This is a genomic window from Candidatus Pelagibacter sp. HIMB1321, from assembly GCF_900177485.1.
In the GTDB taxonomy this organism is placed as follows: domain Bacteria; phylum Pseudomonadota; class Alphaproteobacteria; order Pelagibacterales; family Pelagibacteraceae; genus Pelagibacter.
Map to the genome: position 1 here is coordinate 587246 of NZ_LT840186.1, position 20087 is coordinate 607332.

At 31.2% G+C, this 20087-nt stretch carries 25 protein-coding genes; all 25 read right to left on the reverse strand.

The window, feature by feature from the left end:
* The 25 genes from rplO to rpoB all read right to left on the reverse strand — a co-directional run bounded on the left by rplO (position 1) and on the right by rpoB (position 20077).
* Positions 1 to 456, reverse strand: coding sequence for a 50S ribosomal protein L15 (gene rplO / locus B9N70_RS03200; RefSeq protein ID WP_085114362.1), 456 nt, complete (start codon positions 454 to 456; stop codon positions 1 to 3).
* Positions 456 to 971, reverse strand: coding sequence for a 30S ribosomal protein S5 (gene rpsE / locus B9N70_RS03205; protein WP_085114363.1), 516 nt, complete (start codon positions 969 to 971; stop codon positions 456 to 458). The genes rplO and rpsE overlap by 1 nt, the downstream gene beginning before the upstream one ends.
* Before the next feature lie 2 nt (positions 972 to 973).
* The gene (gene rplR, locus B9N70_RS03210) at positions 974 to 1330 is read right to left on the reverse strand and encodes a 50S ribosomal protein L18 (protein ID WP_085114364.1); all 357 of its coding nucleotides are present in this window, start codon (positions 1328 to 1330) and stop codon (positions 974 to 976) included.
* The gene (gene rplF / locus B9N70_RS03215) at positions 1330 to 1869 is read right to left on the reverse strand and encodes a 50S ribosomal protein L6 (RefSeq protein WP_085114365.1); all 540 of its coding nucleotides are present in this window, start codon (positions 1867 to 1869) and stop codon (positions 1330 to 1332) included. The genes rplR and rplF overlap by 1 nt, the downstream gene beginning before the upstream one ends.
* 2 nt (positions 1870 to 1871) lie before the next feature.
* Positions 1872 to 2267: a 30S ribosomal protein S8 gene (gene rpsH, locus B9N70_RS03220; RefSeq protein WP_085114366.1), complete on the reverse strand. Its 396-nt coding sequence runs from the start codon at positions 2265 to 2267 to the stop codon at positions 1872 to 1874.
* A gap of 10 nt (positions 2268 to 2277) precedes the next feature.
* Positions 2278 to 2583 (reverse strand): 30S ribosomal protein S14, encoded by a 306-nt coding sequence (gene rpsN, locus B9N70_RS03225; RefSeq protein WP_085114367.1) that lies wholly within the window; start codon positions 2581 to 2583, stop codon positions 2278 to 2280.
* A gap of 2 nt (positions 2584 to 2585) precedes the next feature.
* Entirely contained in the window at positions 2586 to 3140 is a 555-nt protein-coding gene (gene rplE / locus B9N70_RS03230) for a 50S ribosomal protein L5 (RefSeq protein ID WP_085114368.1), read from the reverse strand.
* Complete coding sequence (gene rplX / locus B9N70_RS03235) at positions 3140 to 3388, reverse strand: 50S ribosomal protein L24 (protein ID WP_085114369.1); 249 nt, start codon at positions 3386 to 3388, stop codon at positions 3140 to 3142. Before rplX ends, rplE begins: the two co-directional genes overlap by 1 nt.
* Entirely contained in the window at positions 3388 to 3756 is a 369-nt protein-coding gene (gene rplN / locus B9N70_RS03240; protein ID WP_085114370.1) for a 50S ribosomal protein L14, read from the reverse strand. Before rplN ends, rplX begins: the two co-directional genes overlap by 1 nt.
* A complete protein-coding gene (rpsQ, locus tag B9N70_RS03245; RefSeq protein WP_085114371.1) occupies positions 3756 to 3992 on the reverse strand; it encodes a 30S ribosomal protein S17 in 237 nt (78 codons plus the stop codon). Before rpsQ ends, rplN begins: the two co-directional genes overlap by 1 nt.
* Positions 3985 to 4176: a 50S ribosomal protein L29 gene (rpmC, locus tag B9N70_RS03250; protein ID WP_085114372.1), complete on the reverse strand. Its 192-nt coding sequence runs from the start codon at positions 4174 to 4176 to the stop codon at positions 3985 to 3987. The genes rpsQ and rpmC overlap by 8 nt, the downstream gene beginning before the upstream one ends.
* Positions 4176 to 4586, reverse strand: coding sequence for a 50S ribosomal protein L16 (gene rplP / locus B9N70_RS03255; protein WP_085114373.1), 411 nt, complete (start codon positions 4584 to 4586; stop codon positions 4176 to 4178). Before rplP ends, rpmC begins: the two co-directional genes overlap by 1 nt.
* A gap of 1 nt (position 4587) precedes the next feature.
* Positions 4588 to 5268, reverse strand: coding sequence for a 30S ribosomal protein S3 (gene rpsC / locus B9N70_RS03260; RefSeq protein ID WP_085114374.1), 681 nt, complete (start codon positions 5266 to 5268; stop codon positions 4588 to 4590).
* Positions 5252 to 5650, reverse strand: a complete 399-nt coding sequence (gene rplV / locus B9N70_RS03265) for a 50S ribosomal protein L22 (protein ID WP_085114375.1) — start codon at positions 5648 to 5650, stop codon at positions 5252 to 5254. Before rplV ends, rpsC begins: the two co-directional genes overlap by 17 nt.
* Before the next feature lie 3 nt (positions 5651 to 5653).
* Entirely contained in the window at positions 5654 to 5947 is a 294-nt protein-coding gene (gene rpsS, locus B9N70_RS03270; protein ID WP_085114376.1) for a 30S ribosomal protein S19, read from the reverse strand.
* Between the two features lie 3 nt (positions 5948 to 5950).
* Entirely contained in the window at positions 5951 to 6784 is an 834-nt protein-coding gene (rplB, locus tag B9N70_RS03275; RefSeq protein WP_085114377.1) for a 50S ribosomal protein L2, read from the reverse strand.
* 4 nt (positions 6785 to 6788) lie between these two features.
* On the reverse strand, positions 6789 to 7082 hold the full coding sequence (gene rplW, locus B9N70_RS03280) for a 50S ribosomal protein L23 (RefSeq protein ID WP_085114378.1): 294 nt from the start codon (positions 7080 to 7082) through the stop codon (positions 6789 to 6791).
* Entirely contained in the window at positions 7082 to 7705 is a 624-nt protein-coding gene (gene rplD / locus B9N70_RS03285) for a 50S ribosomal protein L4 (RefSeq protein ID WP_085114379.1), read from the reverse strand. Before rplD ends, rplW begins: the two co-directional genes overlap by 1 nt.
* Entirely contained in the window at positions 7705 to 8415 is a 711-nt protein-coding gene (rplC, locus tag B9N70_RS03290) for a 50S ribosomal protein L3 (RefSeq protein WP_085114380.1), read from the reverse strand. Before rplC ends, rplD begins: the two co-directional genes overlap by 1 nt.
* Positions 8416 to 8417: 2 nt before the next feature.
* The gene (gene rpsJ, locus B9N70_RS03295) at positions 8418 to 8726 is read right to left on the reverse strand and encodes a 30S ribosomal protein S10 (RefSeq protein WP_075501282.1); all 309 of its coding nucleotides are present in this window, start codon (positions 8724 to 8726) and stop codon (positions 8418 to 8420) included.
* Between the two features lie 2 nt (positions 8727 to 8728).
* Positions 8729 to 10807, reverse strand: a complete 2079-nt coding sequence (fusA, locus tag B9N70_RS03300) for an elongation factor G (RefSeq protein ID WP_085114381.1) — start codon at positions 10805 to 10807, stop codon at positions 8729 to 8731.
* A gap of 6 nt (positions 10808 to 10813) precedes the next feature.
* Entirely contained in the window at positions 10814 to 11284 is a 471-nt protein-coding gene (gene rpsG, locus B9N70_RS03305) for a 30S ribosomal protein S7 (protein WP_085114382.1), read from the reverse strand.
* A gap of 3 nt (positions 11285 to 11287) precedes the next feature.
* Entirely contained in the window at positions 11288 to 11659 is a 372-nt protein-coding gene (gene rpsL, locus B9N70_RS03310) for a 30S ribosomal protein S12 (RefSeq protein WP_085114383.1), read from the reverse strand.
* Positions 11660 to 11825: 166 nt separating this feature from the next.
* Positions 11826 to 15989, reverse strand: coding sequence for a DNA-directed RNA polymerase subunit beta' (rpoC, locus tag B9N70_RS03315; RefSeq protein WP_085114384.1), 4164 nt, complete (start codon positions 15987 to 15989; stop codon positions 11826 to 11828).
* A 2-nt stretch (positions 15990 to 15991) separates the two neighbouring features.
* On the reverse strand, positions 15992 to 20077 hold the full coding sequence (gene rpoB, locus B9N70_RS03320) for a DNA-directed RNA polymerase subunit beta (RefSeq protein ID WP_085114385.1): 4086 nt from the start codon (positions 20075 to 20077) through the stop codon (positions 15992 to 15994).
* Positions 20078 to 20087: the final 10 nt, after the last annotated feature.

Genomic DNA, 20087 nt, shown 5'->3' on the forward strand with positions numbered 1-20087 from the left:
TTATTTTTTTAGTTGAATTGATCCACCAATTTTCTCTAACTTTTCAATAGCAGATTTCGATGCAAGATTAGCTTCTATATTAACTTTATCTTTGATCTCACCAGAACCTAAAATTTTTAATTTTGTTGAGTTTTTGTTTATTATTTTAAGTTTTTTTAAAGATTCAGTATTTATTAGTTCTGATCCATTAAGAGTTTTACTATCAATATATGATTGAATTTTTTCTAAGTTCAAAATTGCAACTTTTTCAGTAGATATTGAATTAAATCCTCTTTTAGGTAGACGTCTGTATAAAGGCATCTGGCCACCTTCAAAACTTTTTATAGCAACACCTGACCTAGATTTTTGTCCTTTAACACCTCTGCCGCAGGTTTTTCCTTTACCTGATCCAATTCCTCTACCTATTCTGATCTTAGGTTTGTTGATTTTTTCTCTATTATTTAATTGTGTAGTCATTAGCCTCTTTTTTCAATTATTTCTGATATTTTTTTATTTCTAATAGCTGAAATTTGTTTTGGTGAATTTTGTTTCATTAGTGCTTTAATAGTTGCTCTTATTACATTATGAGCATTAGAAGTTCCCATTGATTTAGCAACAATATCTCTTACACCTAAAACTTCACAAACGGCACGAACTGGACCACCTGCAATTATACCTGTTCCTTTTGATGCAGCCCTCAATACAATTCTACCAGATCCATCCTTTGCTTTAACATCATGGTGAATTGTTCTTCCTTCTCGTAGTGGAATATGAATTAATTTTCTTCTTGCCATTTCATTTGCTTTTTTGATAGCATCCGGTACCTGCTTTGCTTTAGCATGAGCAATTCCAATTCTACCAGCTTGGTTTCCAACAACAACTAATGCAGAGAATCCAAATCTTCTTCCACCCTTTACAACTTTTGTAATTCTGTTGATATGGACTAATTTTTCTAAAATATCATCAGTTTTTTTATCTTTATTGTTTTCCATAATTAAAATTCCATTCCATTTTTACGTAAAGTTTCTGCAAATACTTTTACTCGGCCATGATATTTGTAAACACCTCTATCAAAAAAAATCTTTGTTATTTTTTTTTCTTGAGCTTTTTTTGCTAGTTTTTCAGCTACAATTTTTGAAAGTTCAGTTTTATTTACCTTAGAACCAGATTTAATATCTTTTTCAACTGATGAAGCAGATAATAAAGTTGTATTTTTGGTATCATCAATAATTTGAGCAGAAATATTTTTAGCAGACCTTGATATGCATAATCTAAATCTATCTTTAGATGCAACTTTTTTAACTTTATTACTTACTCTAAAACGTTTTCTAATTGATGTGGTTAACTTCATTATTTTTTCTTTCCTTCTTTTTTAAGAACATATTGTCCTTTTTCTCTAATTCCTTTACCTTTGTAAGGTTCAATTTTTCTAAAAGTTTTAATTTTAGAAGCAACAACACCAACTAACTGTTTATCTGATCCAGTTATTTTCAGAGTGGTTTGTTTTTCAACAGCTATTTTAATTCCTTCTGGAATGTCAAAATCTATGTCGTGGCTATAACCTAATTGCAAATTAAGCTGATTACCTTTTAAAGCTGCTCTATATCCAACACCAACTAATTCTAGAGTTTTTTCATAACCTGTACTTGAACCTATAACAGCGTTATTAATTAGACTTCTGTTCATTCCCCAAAGTCTTTTGGTATTTTGATCTATTTTTTTTGGCTTAATTGAGATTTCTTTCCCCTCTTTAATATCTAGATTAAATATATCTAAATCTATATCCAATGATTTTTTTCCTAATGGTCCCTCTATATTTAAAATATTACCAGCTAAAGCAACTTTAACTTTTTCAGGGATTGTAATATTTATTTTGCCGATTTTAGACATAATTAAAATACCTTACAGATTATTTCTCCACCAACTTTTTGTTTTCTTGCATCCATATCAGTCATAACTCCTTTTGGAGTTGATACAATGGCTATTCCTAATCCGTTATTGATTTTTGGCAAACTGTCAGCGCTTGAAAATATTCTTCTTCCAGGTTTTGACACTCTTTCAAAATTACTAATCACCGGATTTCCAGAATGATATTTAAGCTCTAATGATAAAACTGGTTTTTTTTCTTCTTCTACAATTTTAAAATCTTTAATAAAACCCTCGTTTTTTAAAATATCAGCAATTTTAGATTTAAAATTTGAAGATGGTAATTCTACTTTTTTGTGATTTCTTGCTTGAGCGTTTTTAACTCTTGCTATCATATCTCCAATTGGGTCACTTAAACTCATATAATCCTTTCTACCAACTTGATTTAACTAAACCAGGTATCTTTCCTTGCAATCCAAGTTGTCTTAATGCAATTCTTGATATCTTTAATTTTCTATAAACACCGTGAGGTCTTCCTGTGATTTGACATCTATTCATAACTCTATTTTTCGCAGAATTTCTTGGTAACTTTGAAAGTTTTTGCTGTGCTTTAAATCTTTCTTCTAATGGAAGTTTTTTATCCATAACTATTTTCTTTAATTTTTCTCTCTTTTTATAAAATCTATCTGATAATTTTATTCTTTTATTATTTTTGTTTATTGAACTCAATTTAGCCATTCTTAATTTTCTCCTTTTTTAATAAATGGGAAATTCATTTTTTCTAGTAATGCAAAACTATGATCTTTATTTTGAGATGATATAACAATTACAATATCCAGGCCTCTTACTTTGTCAGCTCTATCAAAACTAACTTCTGGAAAAATAATGTGTTCTTTAATACCAAAAGTATAATTACCAAACTTATCAAAACCATTAGCAGAAAGCCCTCTAAAATCTTTTATTCTTGGTAAAGCGATATTTACTAATCTGTCTAGAAACTCATACATTTTATTCTTTCTTAAAGTAACTTTTAAACCTGCATTAGATCCTTTTCTGGTTTTAAAATTTGCTACAGATTTTTTGAATTTTGTAATAACAGGTTTTTGACCAGTAATCTTTGCTAGATCTTCCTCACAAGATTTTAATATTTTAGCGTCATTGCCATCTAATCCTAAGCCCATATTTAAAACAATTTTTTCAATTTTAGGACCCATATAAACATTTTTTAATCCAAATTGACTTTTTAAAGCAGGTTGAATTTCCTTAAAAAACAGTTCTTTCAATCTTGGTGTCATTATTTTTTAGCCTCAGTTTTTTTACTAGTACTTTTTTCATCAACCAATTTTAAATTTGAGATGTGAATAAAATTTTCCTTAGAAACTATTCCACCTTTTTTTTCCTTAGTTGTTTTTACATGTTTTTTAACCATGTTTATTTCTTTAACTTTTGCTCTATTGTTAGGTCTATCTATTTCAATTACTTCACCCTCTTTTCTTTTATCCTTACCAGTTAAAACTATTACTTTAAGACCTTTTTTAATCATTATAATACCTCTGGAGCTAAAGAAATTATCTTCATTTGCCCTCTGTTTCTTAATTCTCTTGTTACAGGTCCAAAAATTCTTGTACCCACAGGCTCTCCTTTATCATCAACTAATACAGCCGCATTGTTATCAAATCTAACTTTAGAACCATCATCTCTATGTATTCCTTTTTTTACTCTAACCACTACAGCTTTATGCACAGTTCCTTTTTTGACTTTTCCTTTAGGAATAGCTTCTTTAACAGCAATGACAATAGTATCACCAATACTAGCATATCGTCTTTTAGATCCACCAAGAACTTTAATACACTCTATTTTTTTTGCCCCAGTGTTATCAGCAACTTGTAATTCTGTTTGAACTTGAATCATTATTTTGTGTTCTCCATTACTTGAAATTTCTTATTCTTTGAAAATGGCTTACTTTCAATTATAGAAACCTTATCGCCATTTTTAAATTTGTTATTTTCATCATGTGCATTATATTTTTTTCTAACTTTTATTACTTTTTTAAGAACAGGGTGAGAAAATTTTCTTTCAACCATAACTGTTATGGTTTTATTTGGTTTATCACTTACAACTATTCCTGTTAAAATTTTCTTAGGCATTTAATTTTTCCTTTAAAGTTGTTTTTAATCTAGCGATAGTTTTCTTAGTTTCGCCGATCTTAGCTGGATTTGTTATCTGCGAGTTTATTTTTTGAAATCTAAAATTAAATAAGTCTTTTTTTAACTTATCAATATTTTTCAAGATTTCATCTTTTGACAATTTTTTAATTTCTTGTTTCTTCATTATACAAATCTTTTAATAGTTTTTGTTTTTATTGGTAATTTAGCTGATGCTTTATATAAAGCTTCTTTTGCAATTTGCTCTGATACACCATCAACTTCAAATAAAATTCTGCCCGGCTTTACTCTGCATGCGTAATATTCAGGAGAGCCTTTACCTTTACCCATTCTTACCTCAATAGGTTTTTTTGAAACTGGAATATTTGGAAAAACCCTTGTCCATACTCTACCTTGTCTTTTCATGTGTCTTGTTAAGGCTACCCTCGCAGCTTCGATTTGTTTACCAGTAACTCTCTCTGGTGACATAGCTTTTAAAGCAAATGCGCCATAATTAATAAAGTTAGCTCTTGAAGCATTACCATGAATTCTTCCTTTATGAGCTTTTCTCCACTTAGTTCTTACTGGTTGTAACATTTTATTGTTTACCTTCTTTTGGTGTAACTTTGTTAGTTTCTTGACTGAATTCTTTAGCAAACACTTCGCCTTTATAAATCCAAACTTTTATCCCTATAATACCATAAGTTGTTAGAGCTTCTGCTTCTGCATAATCGATATCTGCTCTTAGAGTATGTGATGGTATACTTCCATCTCTTAACCATTCTGTTCTTGCAATTTCATTTCCACCCAATCTACCACTACATGAAACTTTTATTCCTTTTGCTCCAAGCCTTATGCAAGATTGCATTGCTCTTTTCATTGCTCTTCTGTAAGAAATTCTTTTTACGAGCTGTTGTGCAATATTTTCAGCAACTAAATACGCATTAGTTTCTGGTTTTTTCACTTCTTTTATATTTAGTGTAACTTCATTTTTTGTGAATTTTGATAAATTATTTTTTATTTTATCGATATCACTTCCTTTTTTTCCAATCACGAAACCAGGTCTAGATGTATATATAGTCACATAACACTTGTTTGAGGTTCTTTCTATCATCACCTTAGAAACACCGGAATTAATCACATTTTTTTTGATATATTCTCTTATCTTAAAATCTTCGATTAAAAAATTACCAAAATCTTTTTTCTTAGCATACCAAACAGAGTCCCAGCCTCTGTTAACACCTAATCTAAAACCAACTGGATTAACCTTTTGTCCCATGACTCTCCATTTTTTTTGCTTCTGATAAAATAATTGTTACACTTGAATAAGGTTTTAGAATTGGAGCCGCTCTTCCTTTTGCTCTTGGTCTAAATCTCTTCATAGTTATTTTTTTTCCACAGTATGCTTCTTTAACTACTAAATTATCAATATCGTATTGAAAATTATTCTCTGCATTTGCAACTGCTGAACTAATTGTCTTTCTTATATCTTTTGTAATTCTTTTTTCAGAAAATTGTAAATCTCTAATCGCTACATCAACCTTTTTTCCAACGATCCCTTTTAGAATTGGATTTAGCTTTCTTACACTAGATCTAATATTATTATTTATAGACCTAACAGTTTTTTCTTTATTCTTATCAATCTTTTTTTTCTTACTCATATTCTATTTTTTTGCCTCAGCAGGTTTAGCTTTTTTATCAGCTGGTGTATGACCAAAGAATGTTCTTGTTGGTGCAAATTCACCTAATTTATGACCAACCATATCTTCAGATACTGTTATCGGTATAAATTTTTTACCATTATAAATCAAAAAACTAACTCCAACAAAATCTGGAATTATAGTTGATTTTCTAGACCAAGTTTTAATTGGAATTTTTTTTGGGTCCGTCTTATATTTATCAACTTTTTTCATCAAGCTCTCTTCAACAAACGGTCCTTTCCAAACTGCTCTAGCCATTAATTAGTCCTTTCTCTTCTTTCTTCTTCTGACAATAAATTTATCTGTTCTCTTGTTATCTCTTGTTTTTAAACCTTTAGCAGATTGACCAGTTGGTGAAACCGGATGACGTCCACCTGCGGTCTTACCTTCACCACCTCCATGAGGGTGATCAACTGGGTTTTTAACAACTCCTCTAGTATGTGGTCGTCTACCTAACCATCTTGATCTTCCTGCTTTACCTATTTTAATATTTTTTTGATCTGGATTGCTCAAAACCCCTATCGTAGCTAGTGACCTTGAATCAATTTTTCTAACTTCACCAGATGCAAGTTTGATCAAACTATAATTACCGTCTAATCCACTAATAGTTACGGAAGTCCCTGCTGATCTTGCAATCTTACCTCCACCACCTGGCTGAATTTCAACATTGTGAATATTTATTCCCACTGGAATATCTTGTAATGGCATACAATTTCCAACTTTAATTTCTTTTTTATTTCCATTCTCGATTACATCTCCCACTTTAATTTTTTGAGGAGCTAAATAATATGCATGTGTATTATCCTCGAATTTTACTAACATTATGTAACATGATCTGTTTGGATCGTACTCAATTCTCTCAACTGTTGCAGGCATATCAAGTTTTTTTCTGTAAAAATCGACATGTCTGTACATTTTTTTATGACCACCAGCTCTATTAATTGAAGTAATATGACCATTATTATTTCTACCTTTCATCGCATTTTTAGGAGAAACTAAAGTTTTAAAAGGTTTACCCTTCCATAATCCGGTTCTATCAACAAGAATTGTACCTCTTGTAGATTTTGTGTATGGTTTAAAAGTTTTTAATGCCATTTAATTAAACTCCAGTTGTAAGATCAATACTTTGACCTTTCTTTAAAGTGATTATTGCTTTTTTAAACCCAGAAACTTTAACTTTTTTACCTCTAGTTAATTTTGTTCTGTTTTGTTTATTTATAATATTTATCTTGGTCACATTAACTTTAAAAATTTTTTCAATATTAGTTTTTAAATTTTTCTTGTTTGCTGTAGCAGGAACTTTAAATACAATTTTATTTTGCTCAGACAAGTTTGTTGTTTTCTCAGTTACTAATGGAGACAGAATTTTATCGTATAAGTGTAGTTTGTCCATTACGAGTATCTCTTTTCTAATTCTTTTATTGAACTTTCTGTGAAAACAACTTTTTTAAATTTTACAATATCAAAAGTGCTAAAATGATTTACATCAGTTACTTTTACATTTGGAATATTTCTTACTGATTTTTCTATTTTATCTTTAGAATTTTTATCAAGAATAATTAGAGAATTTGTAATTTCAAATTTTTTTATTATTGAATGCATTTCTTTAGTCTTTTTAATTTCACTATTAAAGTCACTAAAAATTAATAAATCTTTATTTTTATTTTTTTCAGTAATCAATGAAGCTACACTTAGTTTTTTTTCGCTTTTATTTAATTTTCTTTTTTTATAGGCTAGTTCGCCTTTTGGTCCATGAGCTATACCACCACCAACAAAGATTGGAGCTTTTCTACTTGCATGTCTTGCCCCACCAGTTCCTTTCTGAGCATAAATTTTTGAAGTTGGTCCTGATACCTCATTTTGTTGTTTGGTTTTAGCATGTCTTCCTTTGTAATTAGCATTGGTCTTATACAGAACACTATTTACTAATTTTTTATTAATTTTAGCTGAAAAAATTTTATCTAAAACTTCTATCGAGTCTTTTTTTCCATCTAAATTCAGTTTATCTAATTTCATTATTTTTTCTTTTTATCAGGTGTTTTTTTAGCTTCTTCAGCTGCTTTGATTTTTTCATCAATTGTCAATTTATTGATATTTTTTACTGAACTTTTAACAAGTATTTCTGAATTTTTTGCTCCAGGGATTGATCCTTTTAAATATAATAATTCATTTTCTAAATCAGTTTTAATTATTTCAATATTTTGCATAGTTCTGAGTTTGTCACCCATGTGACCAGCCATTTTTTTTCCTTTAAAAACTTTTCCTGGATCTTGTCTTTGACCAGTTGATCCATGTGATCTATGTGAAACAGAGACACCATGGGTTGCTCTTAATCCACCAAAATTATGTCTTTTCATTGCTCCAGCAAAACCTTTTCCAATTGTTTTTGATCTAGTGTCGACAAATTTTGTGTCTTTAAAGATCTCTAAACCAAACTCATTTCCTTCTTTAAAATTTTCAGTGTTTTCTACTCTGAACTCCTTCAGTAATTTTTTTGCTTCTGTGTTCTTTTTTGCAAAATAGCCTTTCATAGCTTTTGTTAATTTAGAACTTTTAATCTTTCCATATCCCAATTGAACAGCCTTATAACCTCTTTTTTCTTGTTCAATTACTTGGATTACTCTTGCCTTTTCCATTTTTAAAACGGTAACTGGTACAAGTTGACCAGTCTTATAAAATTCTCTAGTCATCCCAATTTTTTTTCCAATTAAAGCAATTTCATTCATAACTAAATCTTTATCTCCACATCCACACCAGAAGCTAAATCTAGTTTCATTAAAGCCTCAACTGTTTGAGGTGTTGGCTCAACTATATCGATTAGTCTTTTATGTGTTCTAGACTCAAATTGTTCTCTGCTTTTTTTATCAATGTGTGGCGAACGTAGAACTGTATATCTTTCGATTTTAGTTGGTAGCGGAATTGGTCCTTTAATTGTAGCACCTGTTCTTTTTACAGTATTTACAATTTCTTCTGTAGAAGCATCTAAGATTTTGTTGTCATATGCTCTAAGTTTTATTCTAATATTTTGTTTTTCCATATTTATCCCGCAATCTTTTTAGTTACTTCGTCTTGAACATTTTGAGGCACCTTTGAATAATGATCAAAAAACATTGAATATTGCGCTCTACCTTGTGACATTGATCTTAAATTATTTATATACCCAAACATGTTGGCTAACGGAACCATAGCTGTAATTACAGTTGCATTTCCTCTTTGCTCTTGAGTGCTTATTTGACCTCTTCTGCTATTTAAATCTCCGATAACATCACCCATATAATCTTCAGGTGTTACCACTTCAACTCTCATAACAGGCTCTAATAATTTTAACCCACCTTTAGTACAAGCTTCTTTAAAGCAAGATCTGCTCGCTAATTCAAAAGCAAGAACACTTGAGTCAACATCGTGATGTAAACCATCTAAGATTGTGACTTTATAATCAATCATTGGAAAACCAGCTAATATTCCAGTATCTGAAACAGTCTCAATTCCTTTTTCAACACCTGGTATAAACTCTTTTGGAATAGCTCCACCTTTAATTTTACTTTCAACTTCTCTTCCTTTACCTGGCTCTTGTGGTTCTACTAATAATTTAACTTTTGCAAACTGTCCTGCACCACCACTTTGTTTCTTATGTGTGTATTCAACTTCAGATGCATTTTCAATTGTTTCTCTATAGGCAACTTGAGGAGCGCCAACATTCGCTTCTACTTTAAATTCTCTTTTCATTCGATCAACAATAATATCTAAGTGAAGTTCACCCATACCTTTGATAATTGTTTGTCCAGACTCCTCATCAGAAGTAACTCTAAAAGATGGGTCTTCTTTAGCTAACCTACCTAGAGCTTCACCCATTTTTTCTTGGTCTGCTTTAGTTTTAGGCTCTACAGCAATTTCAATAACTGGTTCCGGAAACTCCATAGGTTCAAGTAAAACTGAATTATCTTTGTCACATAATGTATGACCAGTAATTGTATTTTTTAATCCTGCTAAAGCTACAATGTCACCAGCATTTGCCTCTTTGATATCTTCTCTAGAATTTGCATGCATTAAAAGCATTCTTCCAACCCTTTCCTCTTTTTCTTTTGAGGAATTAAATACTGCTGTACCAGTTTTAATTGTCCCTGAATATATTCTTATAAATGTAAGAGAGCCAACAAATGGATCTGTAGCAACTTTAAACGCCAAAGCTGAAAAAGGGGCACTATCTTCAAACTTCATTTCTAATTCATCTTCACTACCTAATTTAGTTCCTTTAATTGAGCCAATATCGATTGGACTTGGTAGGTAATTAATGACTGCATCCAATAATGGCTGAACACCTTTGTTTTTAAAAGCTGATCCTGTTAAAACAGGAACAAAACTAAAGTTTAAAGTACCTTTTCTAATACATTTTACTAAATCTTCTTCTTTAATTTCTTCACCATTTAAATAACTTTCCATTAGTTTTTCATCTTGCTCAACAGCCATTTCAACAAGTTCTGTTCTGTATTTTTGAGAAATTTCTTTTAAATCATCAGGTATCTCTTTGTATTCCCACTCTGCTCCAAGAGCCTCATTTTTCCAAACCTGAGCTTTCATTTTAACTAAATCAACAACACCAGTTAAAGAAGCTTCAATTCCAATTGGCACTTGTAGAACCAAAGGTTTGGCTCCAAGTCTATCTCTAATCATATCTACACATCTAAAGAAATCTGCTCCAGTTCTATCTAATTTATTTACAAAACAAATTCTTGGAACTTTATATTTGTCAGCTTGTCTCCAAACAGTTTCTGATTGAGGTTCAACACCCGCGACACCATCAAAAACTGCTACAGCTCCATCTAAAACTTTTAATGATCTTTCAACTTCAATAGTAAAATCCACGTGACCCGGAGTATCTATGATATTAATTCTATGATCTTGCCAAAAACAAGTCGTAGCAGCTGAAGTAATTGTTATACCTCTCTCTTGTTCTTGTTCCATCCAGTCCATTGTTGCAGCTCCATCATGAACTTCACCAATTTTATGACTTTTACCAGTGTAATACAAAACTCTTTCTGTAGTAGTTGTTTTTCCGGCATCTATATGAGCCATGATACCGATATTTCTATATTTATCTAATGTATGTGTTCTTGCCATATTAAATTACCATCTAAAGTGAGCAAACGCTTTGTTTGACTCAGCCATTTTATGGACATCCTCTCTTTTTTTAACTGCTGCACCTTTTTTTTCATAAGCATCATAAAGTTCATTAAAAATTTTATCTGACATATGTTTGTCTTTTCTTTTTCTAGCAGAATCTACAAGCCATCTAATCGCTAATGCTTGGGCTCTTTTACTTTTTACTTCTACAGGCACTTGATAAGTAGCTCCACCAACTCTTCTAGATCTTACCTCAACAGTTGGCTTAATATTATTTATTGCTTCATTGAATATATTTATTGGCTCATCTTTAGTTTTGGTCTTTATCTTATCGATAGCTTCATAAACAATTTTTGCAGCAACACCTCTTTTGCCATCATACATAATATTATTAATTAATTTTGGGATTATAGTAGATTTAAATTTTGGATCAGGAGTAATGTTTTTTTTTGGCTGAGTTTTTTTTCTAGACATAACTTACTTACCTTTTTTAGTTCCGTACAAAGATCTTCTTTTTTTTCTATTGGCTACACCTTGTGTATCTAAATTTCCTCTAAGTATATGATAACGAACACCAGGCAAATCCTTTACTCGTCCACCTCTTATTAAAACAACTGAGTGTTCTTGCAGGTTATGACCTTCACCAGGAATGTATGCTGTAACCTCAAAACCATTTGATAATCTTACTCTAGCAACTTTTCTTAATGCTGAGTTAGGTTTCTTTGGAGTGGTAGTATAAACCTTAACACATACACCTCTTTTAAGAGGTTGTTTTTGAAGAGCTGGAACTTTATTTCTTTTACTTTGTTTAACTCTTTTATTTTTTAATAACTGGTTAATAGTTGGCATATAGTTTTTAAATTATTAATAATTGTTTTTGAGAGAAATAACTGACAGGTTATTTGTGGCAGCGTTTAGTGTCTAAAGCTAACACTACATTCCAACCAAAAACATCGCCAAAATACTTATTAATTTGACTTTGTCAAATTAAAACTAAAAATTAATTGGTCTATTTTTATTGATTAACGGGGGTTTCTGTAGCTTCAATCTTATCTTGTTCTGATAAAAATTTATTATCATCTTCAAGAGCCTTTTTGTTCCATTTGTTCTTAATATTACCTGTACCAGCAGGAACTAATCTACCTACAATCACATTTTCTTTTAGACCATTCAAAGGATCAACTTTTCCTTTGATAGCGGCATCAGTCAACACTCTAGTTGTTTCTTGGAAAGAAGCTGCTGATATAAATGACTCTGTCTGAAGTGATGCTTTTGTTATTCCCATTAAAACTCTTTCACCAACTGCTGGTGTTTTGCCTTCAGCTTTAAGTCTCTCGTTATTTGTATCAAATTTTATTCTGTCAACGATTTCACCTGGTAAGTAAGTTGAATCTCCTGAATGCTTAACTTCAACTTTCTTTAACATTTGTCTTAATATAGTTTCAATATGTTTATCATTAATGATAACACCTTGTAATCTATATACTTCTTGAACTTGATTAACAAAATACTCAGTTAAATCTTTAATTCCCATAATTCTTAAAATATCATGTGGTAGAGGTTGACCATCAAGAAGATACTCACCTTTTTTAATTCTTTCACCTTGGTTGAAATTAATATGTTTTCCTTTGGGTATTAAATAATTAGATGCTTCAGCTCCATCCTCTGGAACAATTGAAACTCTTTGTTTTCCTCTTACCTCTTTACCAAATACAACTTGTCCATCATTTTCAGCAATTATTGCACTATCTTTTGCTTTTCTTGCTTCAAATAATTCAGCAACTCGAGGTAAGCCTCCAGTAATATCTTTTGTTTTTGTAGTTTCTTTCGGAAGTCTAGCAATTACATCACCAGCTGAAACTTTTTGACCATCTTTAACTGATAAAATTGAGTCTGGTACTAAATAATACCTTGCTTCATTGTCATCAGCTTTTTTAATTACATTTCCTTTGTCGTCTCTTAAAGTAATTCTAGGTTTTAAGTCTGTACTTTTTGATTGAGACCTCCAGTCAATAACTGATTTAGATGAAATTCCTGTGGCATCATCAGTAGTTTCTTGAATTGAAACACCATCAATTAAATCAACATAACTTGCAACACCACTTTTTTCTGCGATAACTGGTGTTGTATACGGATCCCATTCACAAATTTTTGTATTTGCTTTTACTTTATCACCATTTTTGAAAAATAATTTTGATCCATATGCAACTTTATAAATTGCAACTTGTAAGCCATTATTATCTTCAATTGATAATTGAGTATTTCTACCCATAACTATTAGGTTTTTCTTAGAGTCTTCTAGTATATTAGAGTTAATAATTTTTAATGTTCCTTCATTTTTAGTAACAATTTGAGATTCTTGTTTTACAGATGCAGTTCCACCAACGTGGAAAGTTCTCATCGTTAATTGTGTACCAGGTTCACCAATTGATTGAGCTGAAATCATTCCAATCGCTTCTCCGACATGAACCATCTTTCCTCTTGATAAATCTCTACCATAACAAGTAGCGCAAACACCTTCTTTTGAACTACATGTCATCACTGAGAATACTTTTAATGCTTTAATACCTGCGGCATCAATTTGATCACATCCAACTTCATCAATCATTACAGATTTTTTAATGATAACTTCGCCAGTTATTGGATGCTTCACATCTGCAGCAGTTACTCTGCCTAGTGCTCTTTCAGATAAACTAACAACTACATTACCACCCTCTAATATTTCAGAAAGTTCTATAAATCCAGGCTTGTCGCATTTTACTTTTGTAATTGTTAAATCTTGCGCAACATCACAAAGCCTTCTAGTTAGATACCCAGAACTAGCAGTTTTTAATGCAGTATCAGCTAAACCTTTTCTGGCACCGTGAGTAGAATTAAAATATTCAAGAGCAGTTAATCCCTCTTTAAAATTAGATACAATTGGACTTTCAATAATTTCTCCAGATGGTTTTGCAATTAGTCCTCTCATTCCAGCTAACTGTTTCATCTGAGCAGCAGAACCTCTTGCTCCACTATCAGCCATCATAAATACAGAATTAATTTTTAGCCCTTCAGAAGTTTTTTCGGTAGCAGAAATACCTTTCATCATTTCTCCAGCAACTCTGTCAGTACATTTAGACCAAGCATCAACAACTTTATTGTACTTTTCACCTCTAGTAATTAAACCTTCCGCATACTGAGTCTCATAATCTGCAATTAATTTCTTAGTATCTTCAATTAGTTGAGTTTTACTCTCTGGTATTACTAAATCATCTTTACCAAATGAAATTCCAGCTTTAAATGCGTGTTTAAAACCTAAGTCTTTTAATTTGTCACAAAATATGACGGTAGTTTTTTGACCACAAAATCTAAATACAATATCTATAATTTCAGAAACTGTTTTCTTAGGAAGTAATCTATCAACTAAAGAAAATTTAATATCTTTGTTTTTTGGTAATAAGTTTGCTAGTAAAAATCTTCCAGCTGTTGACGTATATTTTTCAAATTTTTTATTTCCATTTTCATCAACAGTTTCAAATCTTGAAATTATAGTACTATGAACTTTTATTTGTCCTGAAGACAAAGCAAATTCAATTTGATCAGCATCTACAAAGTAACCAGCTGGTTTGTCAGTTAAAGGCTCTTGAGATAAATAGTAAATACCTAAAATCATATCTTGACTTGGTACAATGATAGGTTTTCCATTTGATGGAGAGAGAATATTATTTGTTGAAAGCATCAAAATTCTAGCCTCTAATTGAGCTTCTAAACTTAATGGTACATGTACTGCCATTTGGTCACCATCAAAGTCAGCATTAAATGCAGCGCAAGTTAAAGGATGTAGTTCTATAGCATCCCCTTCAATTAATTTTGGTTCAAATGCTTGAACACCAAGTCTGTGTAAAGTTGGAGCTCTATTTAATAATACAGGGTGCTCTCTAACAATTAATTCTAATGCATCCCAAACAGCATTAGTTTCTTTCTCTACTAATTTCTTAGCTTGTTTTATAGTAGATGCTAACCCTAGTTTATTTAATCTTGCATAAAGAAATGGTTTGAATAGCTCTAAAGCCATTTTCTTAGGAAGACCACACTCATGTAATTTTAAGTCTGGACCAACTACAATTACTGATCTACCAGAGTAATCAACTCGTTTTCCAAGTAAATTTTGTCTAAATCTTCCTTGCTTACCTTTTAACATTTCTGCTAAAGATTTTAATGGTCGTTTTCCTGTTCCTGTAATAACTCTTCCACGTCTTCCATTATCAAATAGTGCATCTACAGACTCTTGAAGCATTCTTTTTTCATTTCTAACGATTATATCAGGAGCCTTTAGGTCCATTAATCTTTTCAAACGATTATTTCTATTTATTACTCTTCTATATAGATCGTTTAAATCTGATGTAGCAAATCTACCACCATCTAAAGGTACTAATGGTCTTAACTCTGGTGGAATAACAGGGACAACTGTCATGATCATCCATTCTGGTTTCTGACCTGTTTCAATAAATGACTCAATTAATTTTAGTCTTTTTATTGCTCTTTCTTCGTTAACTTTAGATTTGGTCTCTTTAATATAGCTAACTAAATTTTTTCTCTCTAGCTCAAGGTCTAGATTTTTTAACATTTCAAGAACAGCTTCCGCACCAATTCCAGCAGTAAATGCTTCTTCACCAAATTCGTCTTGGTATTTAGCTAATTCTTCTTCATTTAAAAGTTGGTTTTTTTGTAAGCCTGTTAAGCCTGGCTCAATAACAATGAAATTTTCAAAGTATAAAACTCTCTCAATCTCTTTTAATTTCATATCAACAGCGAGAGCTATTCTGCTTGGAAGAGATTTTAAAAACCAAATATGTGCAACTGGCGTAGCAAGATTAATGTGACCCATTCTTTCTCTTCTCACATTAGATTTTGTTACTTCAACTCCACATTTTTCACATATAATTCCTCTAAATTTCATTCGTTTGTATTTTCCACACAAACATTCATAGTCTTTTATAGGGCCAAAAATTCTAGCACAAAACAAACCATCTTTTTCAGGTCTAAATGTTCTGTAATTTATAGTCTCGGGTTTTTTAATTTCACCATAAGTCCATGATTTTATTTTCTCAGGACTAGCTAAAGAAATCTTAATACTATTAAAGTTTTGAGCCTCTGAAATTTCGGTATTTTTAAAAAGATCTGTTAATTCTTTTTTCATAATTAATTAAGCTCCACGTTTAATGCTAATGATTTAATTTCTTTTACTAGAACGTTGAATGATTCTGGTATTCCAGATTCAAAGTTTTCTTCACCTTTAACAATTGTTTCATAAACTTTAACACGTCCAGCTACGTCATCTGATTTGACAGTTAAAATTTCTTGCAAAGTATAAGAGGCTCCATAAGCTTCTAAAGCCCAGACTTCCATCTCACCAAATCTTTGTCCACCTAATTGAGCTTTTCCACCTAGTGGCTGTTGCGTAACCAAACTATAAGGTCCAGTTGATCTAGCGTGAATCTTGTCTTCTACTAGGTGATGAAGTTTAAGCATATAAATTATACCTACAGTCACAGGTCTATCAAATTGTTCGCCTGTTCTGCCATCCCATAAATGAGTTTGACCTGAGCCTGGCAACTTAGCTAACTCAAGCATTTCGGTAACATCTTTTTCTTTAGCTCCATCAAAAACTGGAGTTGAAATAGCAATACCATTTTGAAGATTTTCACATAAATCTCTAAATTCTGTTTTGTTTAATTTATCAACTTTTTCATTAAAAATTTCTTCTCCATAAACAGATTTAAGAAATTTTGATATTTTTTCAGTTTTTTCAATTCTTTTACTATTTTCATTAACTAATTTCTTAACTTCTTCACCAAATTCTTTACATGCCCAACCTAGATGAGTTTCAAGAATCTGACCGACATTCATACGGCTAGGTACACCAAGTGGATTAAGAACAATATCAACTGGTCTTCCATCTTCTCTGTATGGCATATCTTCAACTGGAACAATTTTACTGACCACCCCTTTATTACCATGTCTTCCAGACATCTTATCGCCAGGTCTCAATCTTCTTTTAATTGCAACAAAAACTTTAACCATTTTCATTACACTTGGTAATAAATCATCACCACTTCTAATTTTTAAAACTTTATCTTCAAATCTTTCAGTAATATCCTGTTTTGCTTTATTATACTGATCTTTTAATTGAGCTAGAGTCGCTTCATCATTCACATTACCAACTGTAATTTTAAATACATCATTAATGCTTAGTTTATCAATATTTTCAAAATCAAGTTTTGTACCTGTTTCTAGATCTTTAATTTTTTTAGTTAAAGATGCGCCTGAAAATATTTGTGCTGCTCTCTGCTTTATACTTCTCTCTAATATTTCTTCTTCAACAATTTTATCTTGTTGAACTTGATCAATTTCAGCTCTTTCAATAGTAATTGATCTTTCATCTTTTTCAATTCCATGTCTATTGAAAACTTTAACATCAACAACTGTACCACTACTACCTCTAGACATTCTCAAAGATGTATCAGTCACATCTATAGCTTTTTCACCAAAAATTGATCTTAATAGTTTTTCTTCAGGGCCAGATGCCGAATCACCTTTTGGTGTCACTTTTCCAACTAGTATATCTCCAGCATTTACCTCAGCTCCAATATAAACAATTCCTGACTCATCTAAATTTTTTAAAGCTTCTTCATTAACATTTGGAATATCTCTTGTTATTTCTTCTTCGCCTAATTTTGTATCTCTCGCCATTATTTCATATTCAACAATATGAACTGAGGTAAAGACATCGTCGGTTACACATCTTTCAGAAATCAAAATTGAGTCCTCAAAATTGTATCCTTGCCATGGCATGAATGCTACAGTTACATTTTTACCTAAGGCTAATTCACCTAATCTAGTAGATGGTCCATCAGCGATTATATCGCCTGATTTAACTTTATCGCCTACTCTAACTAGTGGTCTTTGGTTTATGCATGTATTTTGATTTGATCTTTTAAATTTTTGGAGATTGTAAATATCTACACTTGATTTTGTAAAATCAGTTTCTTCAGTAACTTTTACTACAATCCTCTTACCATCAATTTTATCAACCACACCATCTCTTTTAGCAACAATTGTTACACCAGAGTCTAAGGCTACATCGCTTTCAATTCCTGTGCCTACCAATGGGGACTCGGGTTTTAATAATGGTACTGCTTGTCTCATCATATTAGAGCCCATCAGAGCTCTGTTAGCATCATCATTTTCTAAAAATGGAATTAATGAAGCCGCAACAGAAACTAGCTGCTTAGGTGATACATCGATATAGTCAATTGTTTCTGGTTTAGATAACAAGAAGTTTAAATTTTGCCTACATGACACAAGTTCTTCTATAATTTTACCATTTTTATCTATTTTTGTATTAGCTTGAGCAATGGTATATTTAGTTTCTTCCATTGCAGATAAATATTCAACTTTATCTTGCACAACTCCATCCTTAACTCTCTTGTATGGACTTTCTATAAACCCATATTTATTTATTTTTGCATAAGTTGATAAACTATTAATCAATCCAATATTTGGTCCTTCAGGAGTTTCAATCGGGCAAATTCTTCCATAATGTGTTGGATGCACGTCTCGAACTTCAAAGCCTGCTCTTTCTCTTGTAAGACCACCTGGACCTAATGCTGATACTCTTCTTTTGTGTGTTATTTCTGATAATGGATTTGTTTGATCCATGAATTGTGATAATTGAGAACTAGCAAAAAAATCTTTCAAAGAAACTGTTAAAGGTTTTGCATTAATCAAATCTTGAGGCATAGCTGACTCAACGTCTAGAGTAGTCATTTTTTCTTTAATGGCTCTTTCCATTCTGTAAACACCTATTCTTGCTTGATTTTCAACCAATTCTCCTACAGATCTAACTCTTCTGTTACCTAAGTGGTCAATATCATCAACATCATCTTTGCCATCTCTTAGATCTAGCATTTTGTGAACTATTGCAATTATATCATCATTTCTTAAAATTGTTATCTTGTCTGAACATTCTTGATTTAACCTAGAGTTCATTTTAACCCTACCCACATCTGAAAGATCGTATCTATCAGAGCTGAAAAATAAATTATTAAATATCTGTGTGGCAATTTCTATTGTAGGTGGTTCACCAGGTCTTAACATCTTATAAATTTCGGTGATTGCCTCATCTTTTGTATTATTTTTATCATTTAATAGAGTTGTTAATAGATAAGGACCTTTATTAATCGAGTTAGTTACAGAAATATCCAGAGAATGGATATTTGCGTCTAATATCTGTTGAATAATAGTATCGTTTAACTCTGTACCAATTTTAAAAGTCCCCTCTTCTTCATCGCTTACTTTAATATCTTTGTGTAAAAATTTTCCATATAAGGACTCTCTCGAAACCAAAATATCTTTTAGACCATCATTAGCTAATTTTTTCGCATTTAGATAATTAATTTTTTCACCTAACTTGATTACTACATTACCTGTTTTTGCATCAATAACTTCCTCAGAGAAATTTTTTGCTTTGTAATTTTCAGGATTAAATTTTGTTTTCCATTTTTGAGTTTTTGAATCAAAGGTAAATTGCTCTTTATCATAAAATTCATTTACTATCTCTGATTTAGAAAAACCTAGAGCCATTAATAATGTTGAGGCTAATATTTTTTTCTTTCTATCAATTTTAAAATATAAAAAATCTTTAACATCATATTCAAAATCTAACCAAGAACCTCTATTTGGAATTACTCTGCAATTAAATAAAAGTTTACCACTTGCATGAGTTTTACCTTTGTCGTGATCAAAAAACACACCTGGACTTCTATGCATTTGATTTACTACAACTCTTTGAACACCGTTTGTTATGAATGTACCACTATTAGTCATCATTGGTACTTCACCCATGTAAACTTCTTGTTCTTTTGCTGATAAAATATCTTTAGTATTATTTTCTTGATCTATTTCGTAAACAACTAATCTTAAAGTACACTTTAAAGCAGAGGAATAAGTTAGACCTCTAGCAATGCATTCCTCAACATCAAATTTTGGTTTCTCAAGTCTATAAGATACGTATTCTAATGTTGCTTTGTCATTTAAATCTTCGATTGGAAAGATACTTTTAAAAACTCTATCAAAACCTTTTGTGATTTCTGCATCTGCAATAAAATCCGTTAATTCATCATAAGAATTTTTTTGTACTTCAATTAGATTTGGGATAGATAAACTTTCTTTAAGTTTACCAAAGTTTTTTCGAATATTCTTCTTTTCAGTAAAAGATATTTGCATTTATATTTTA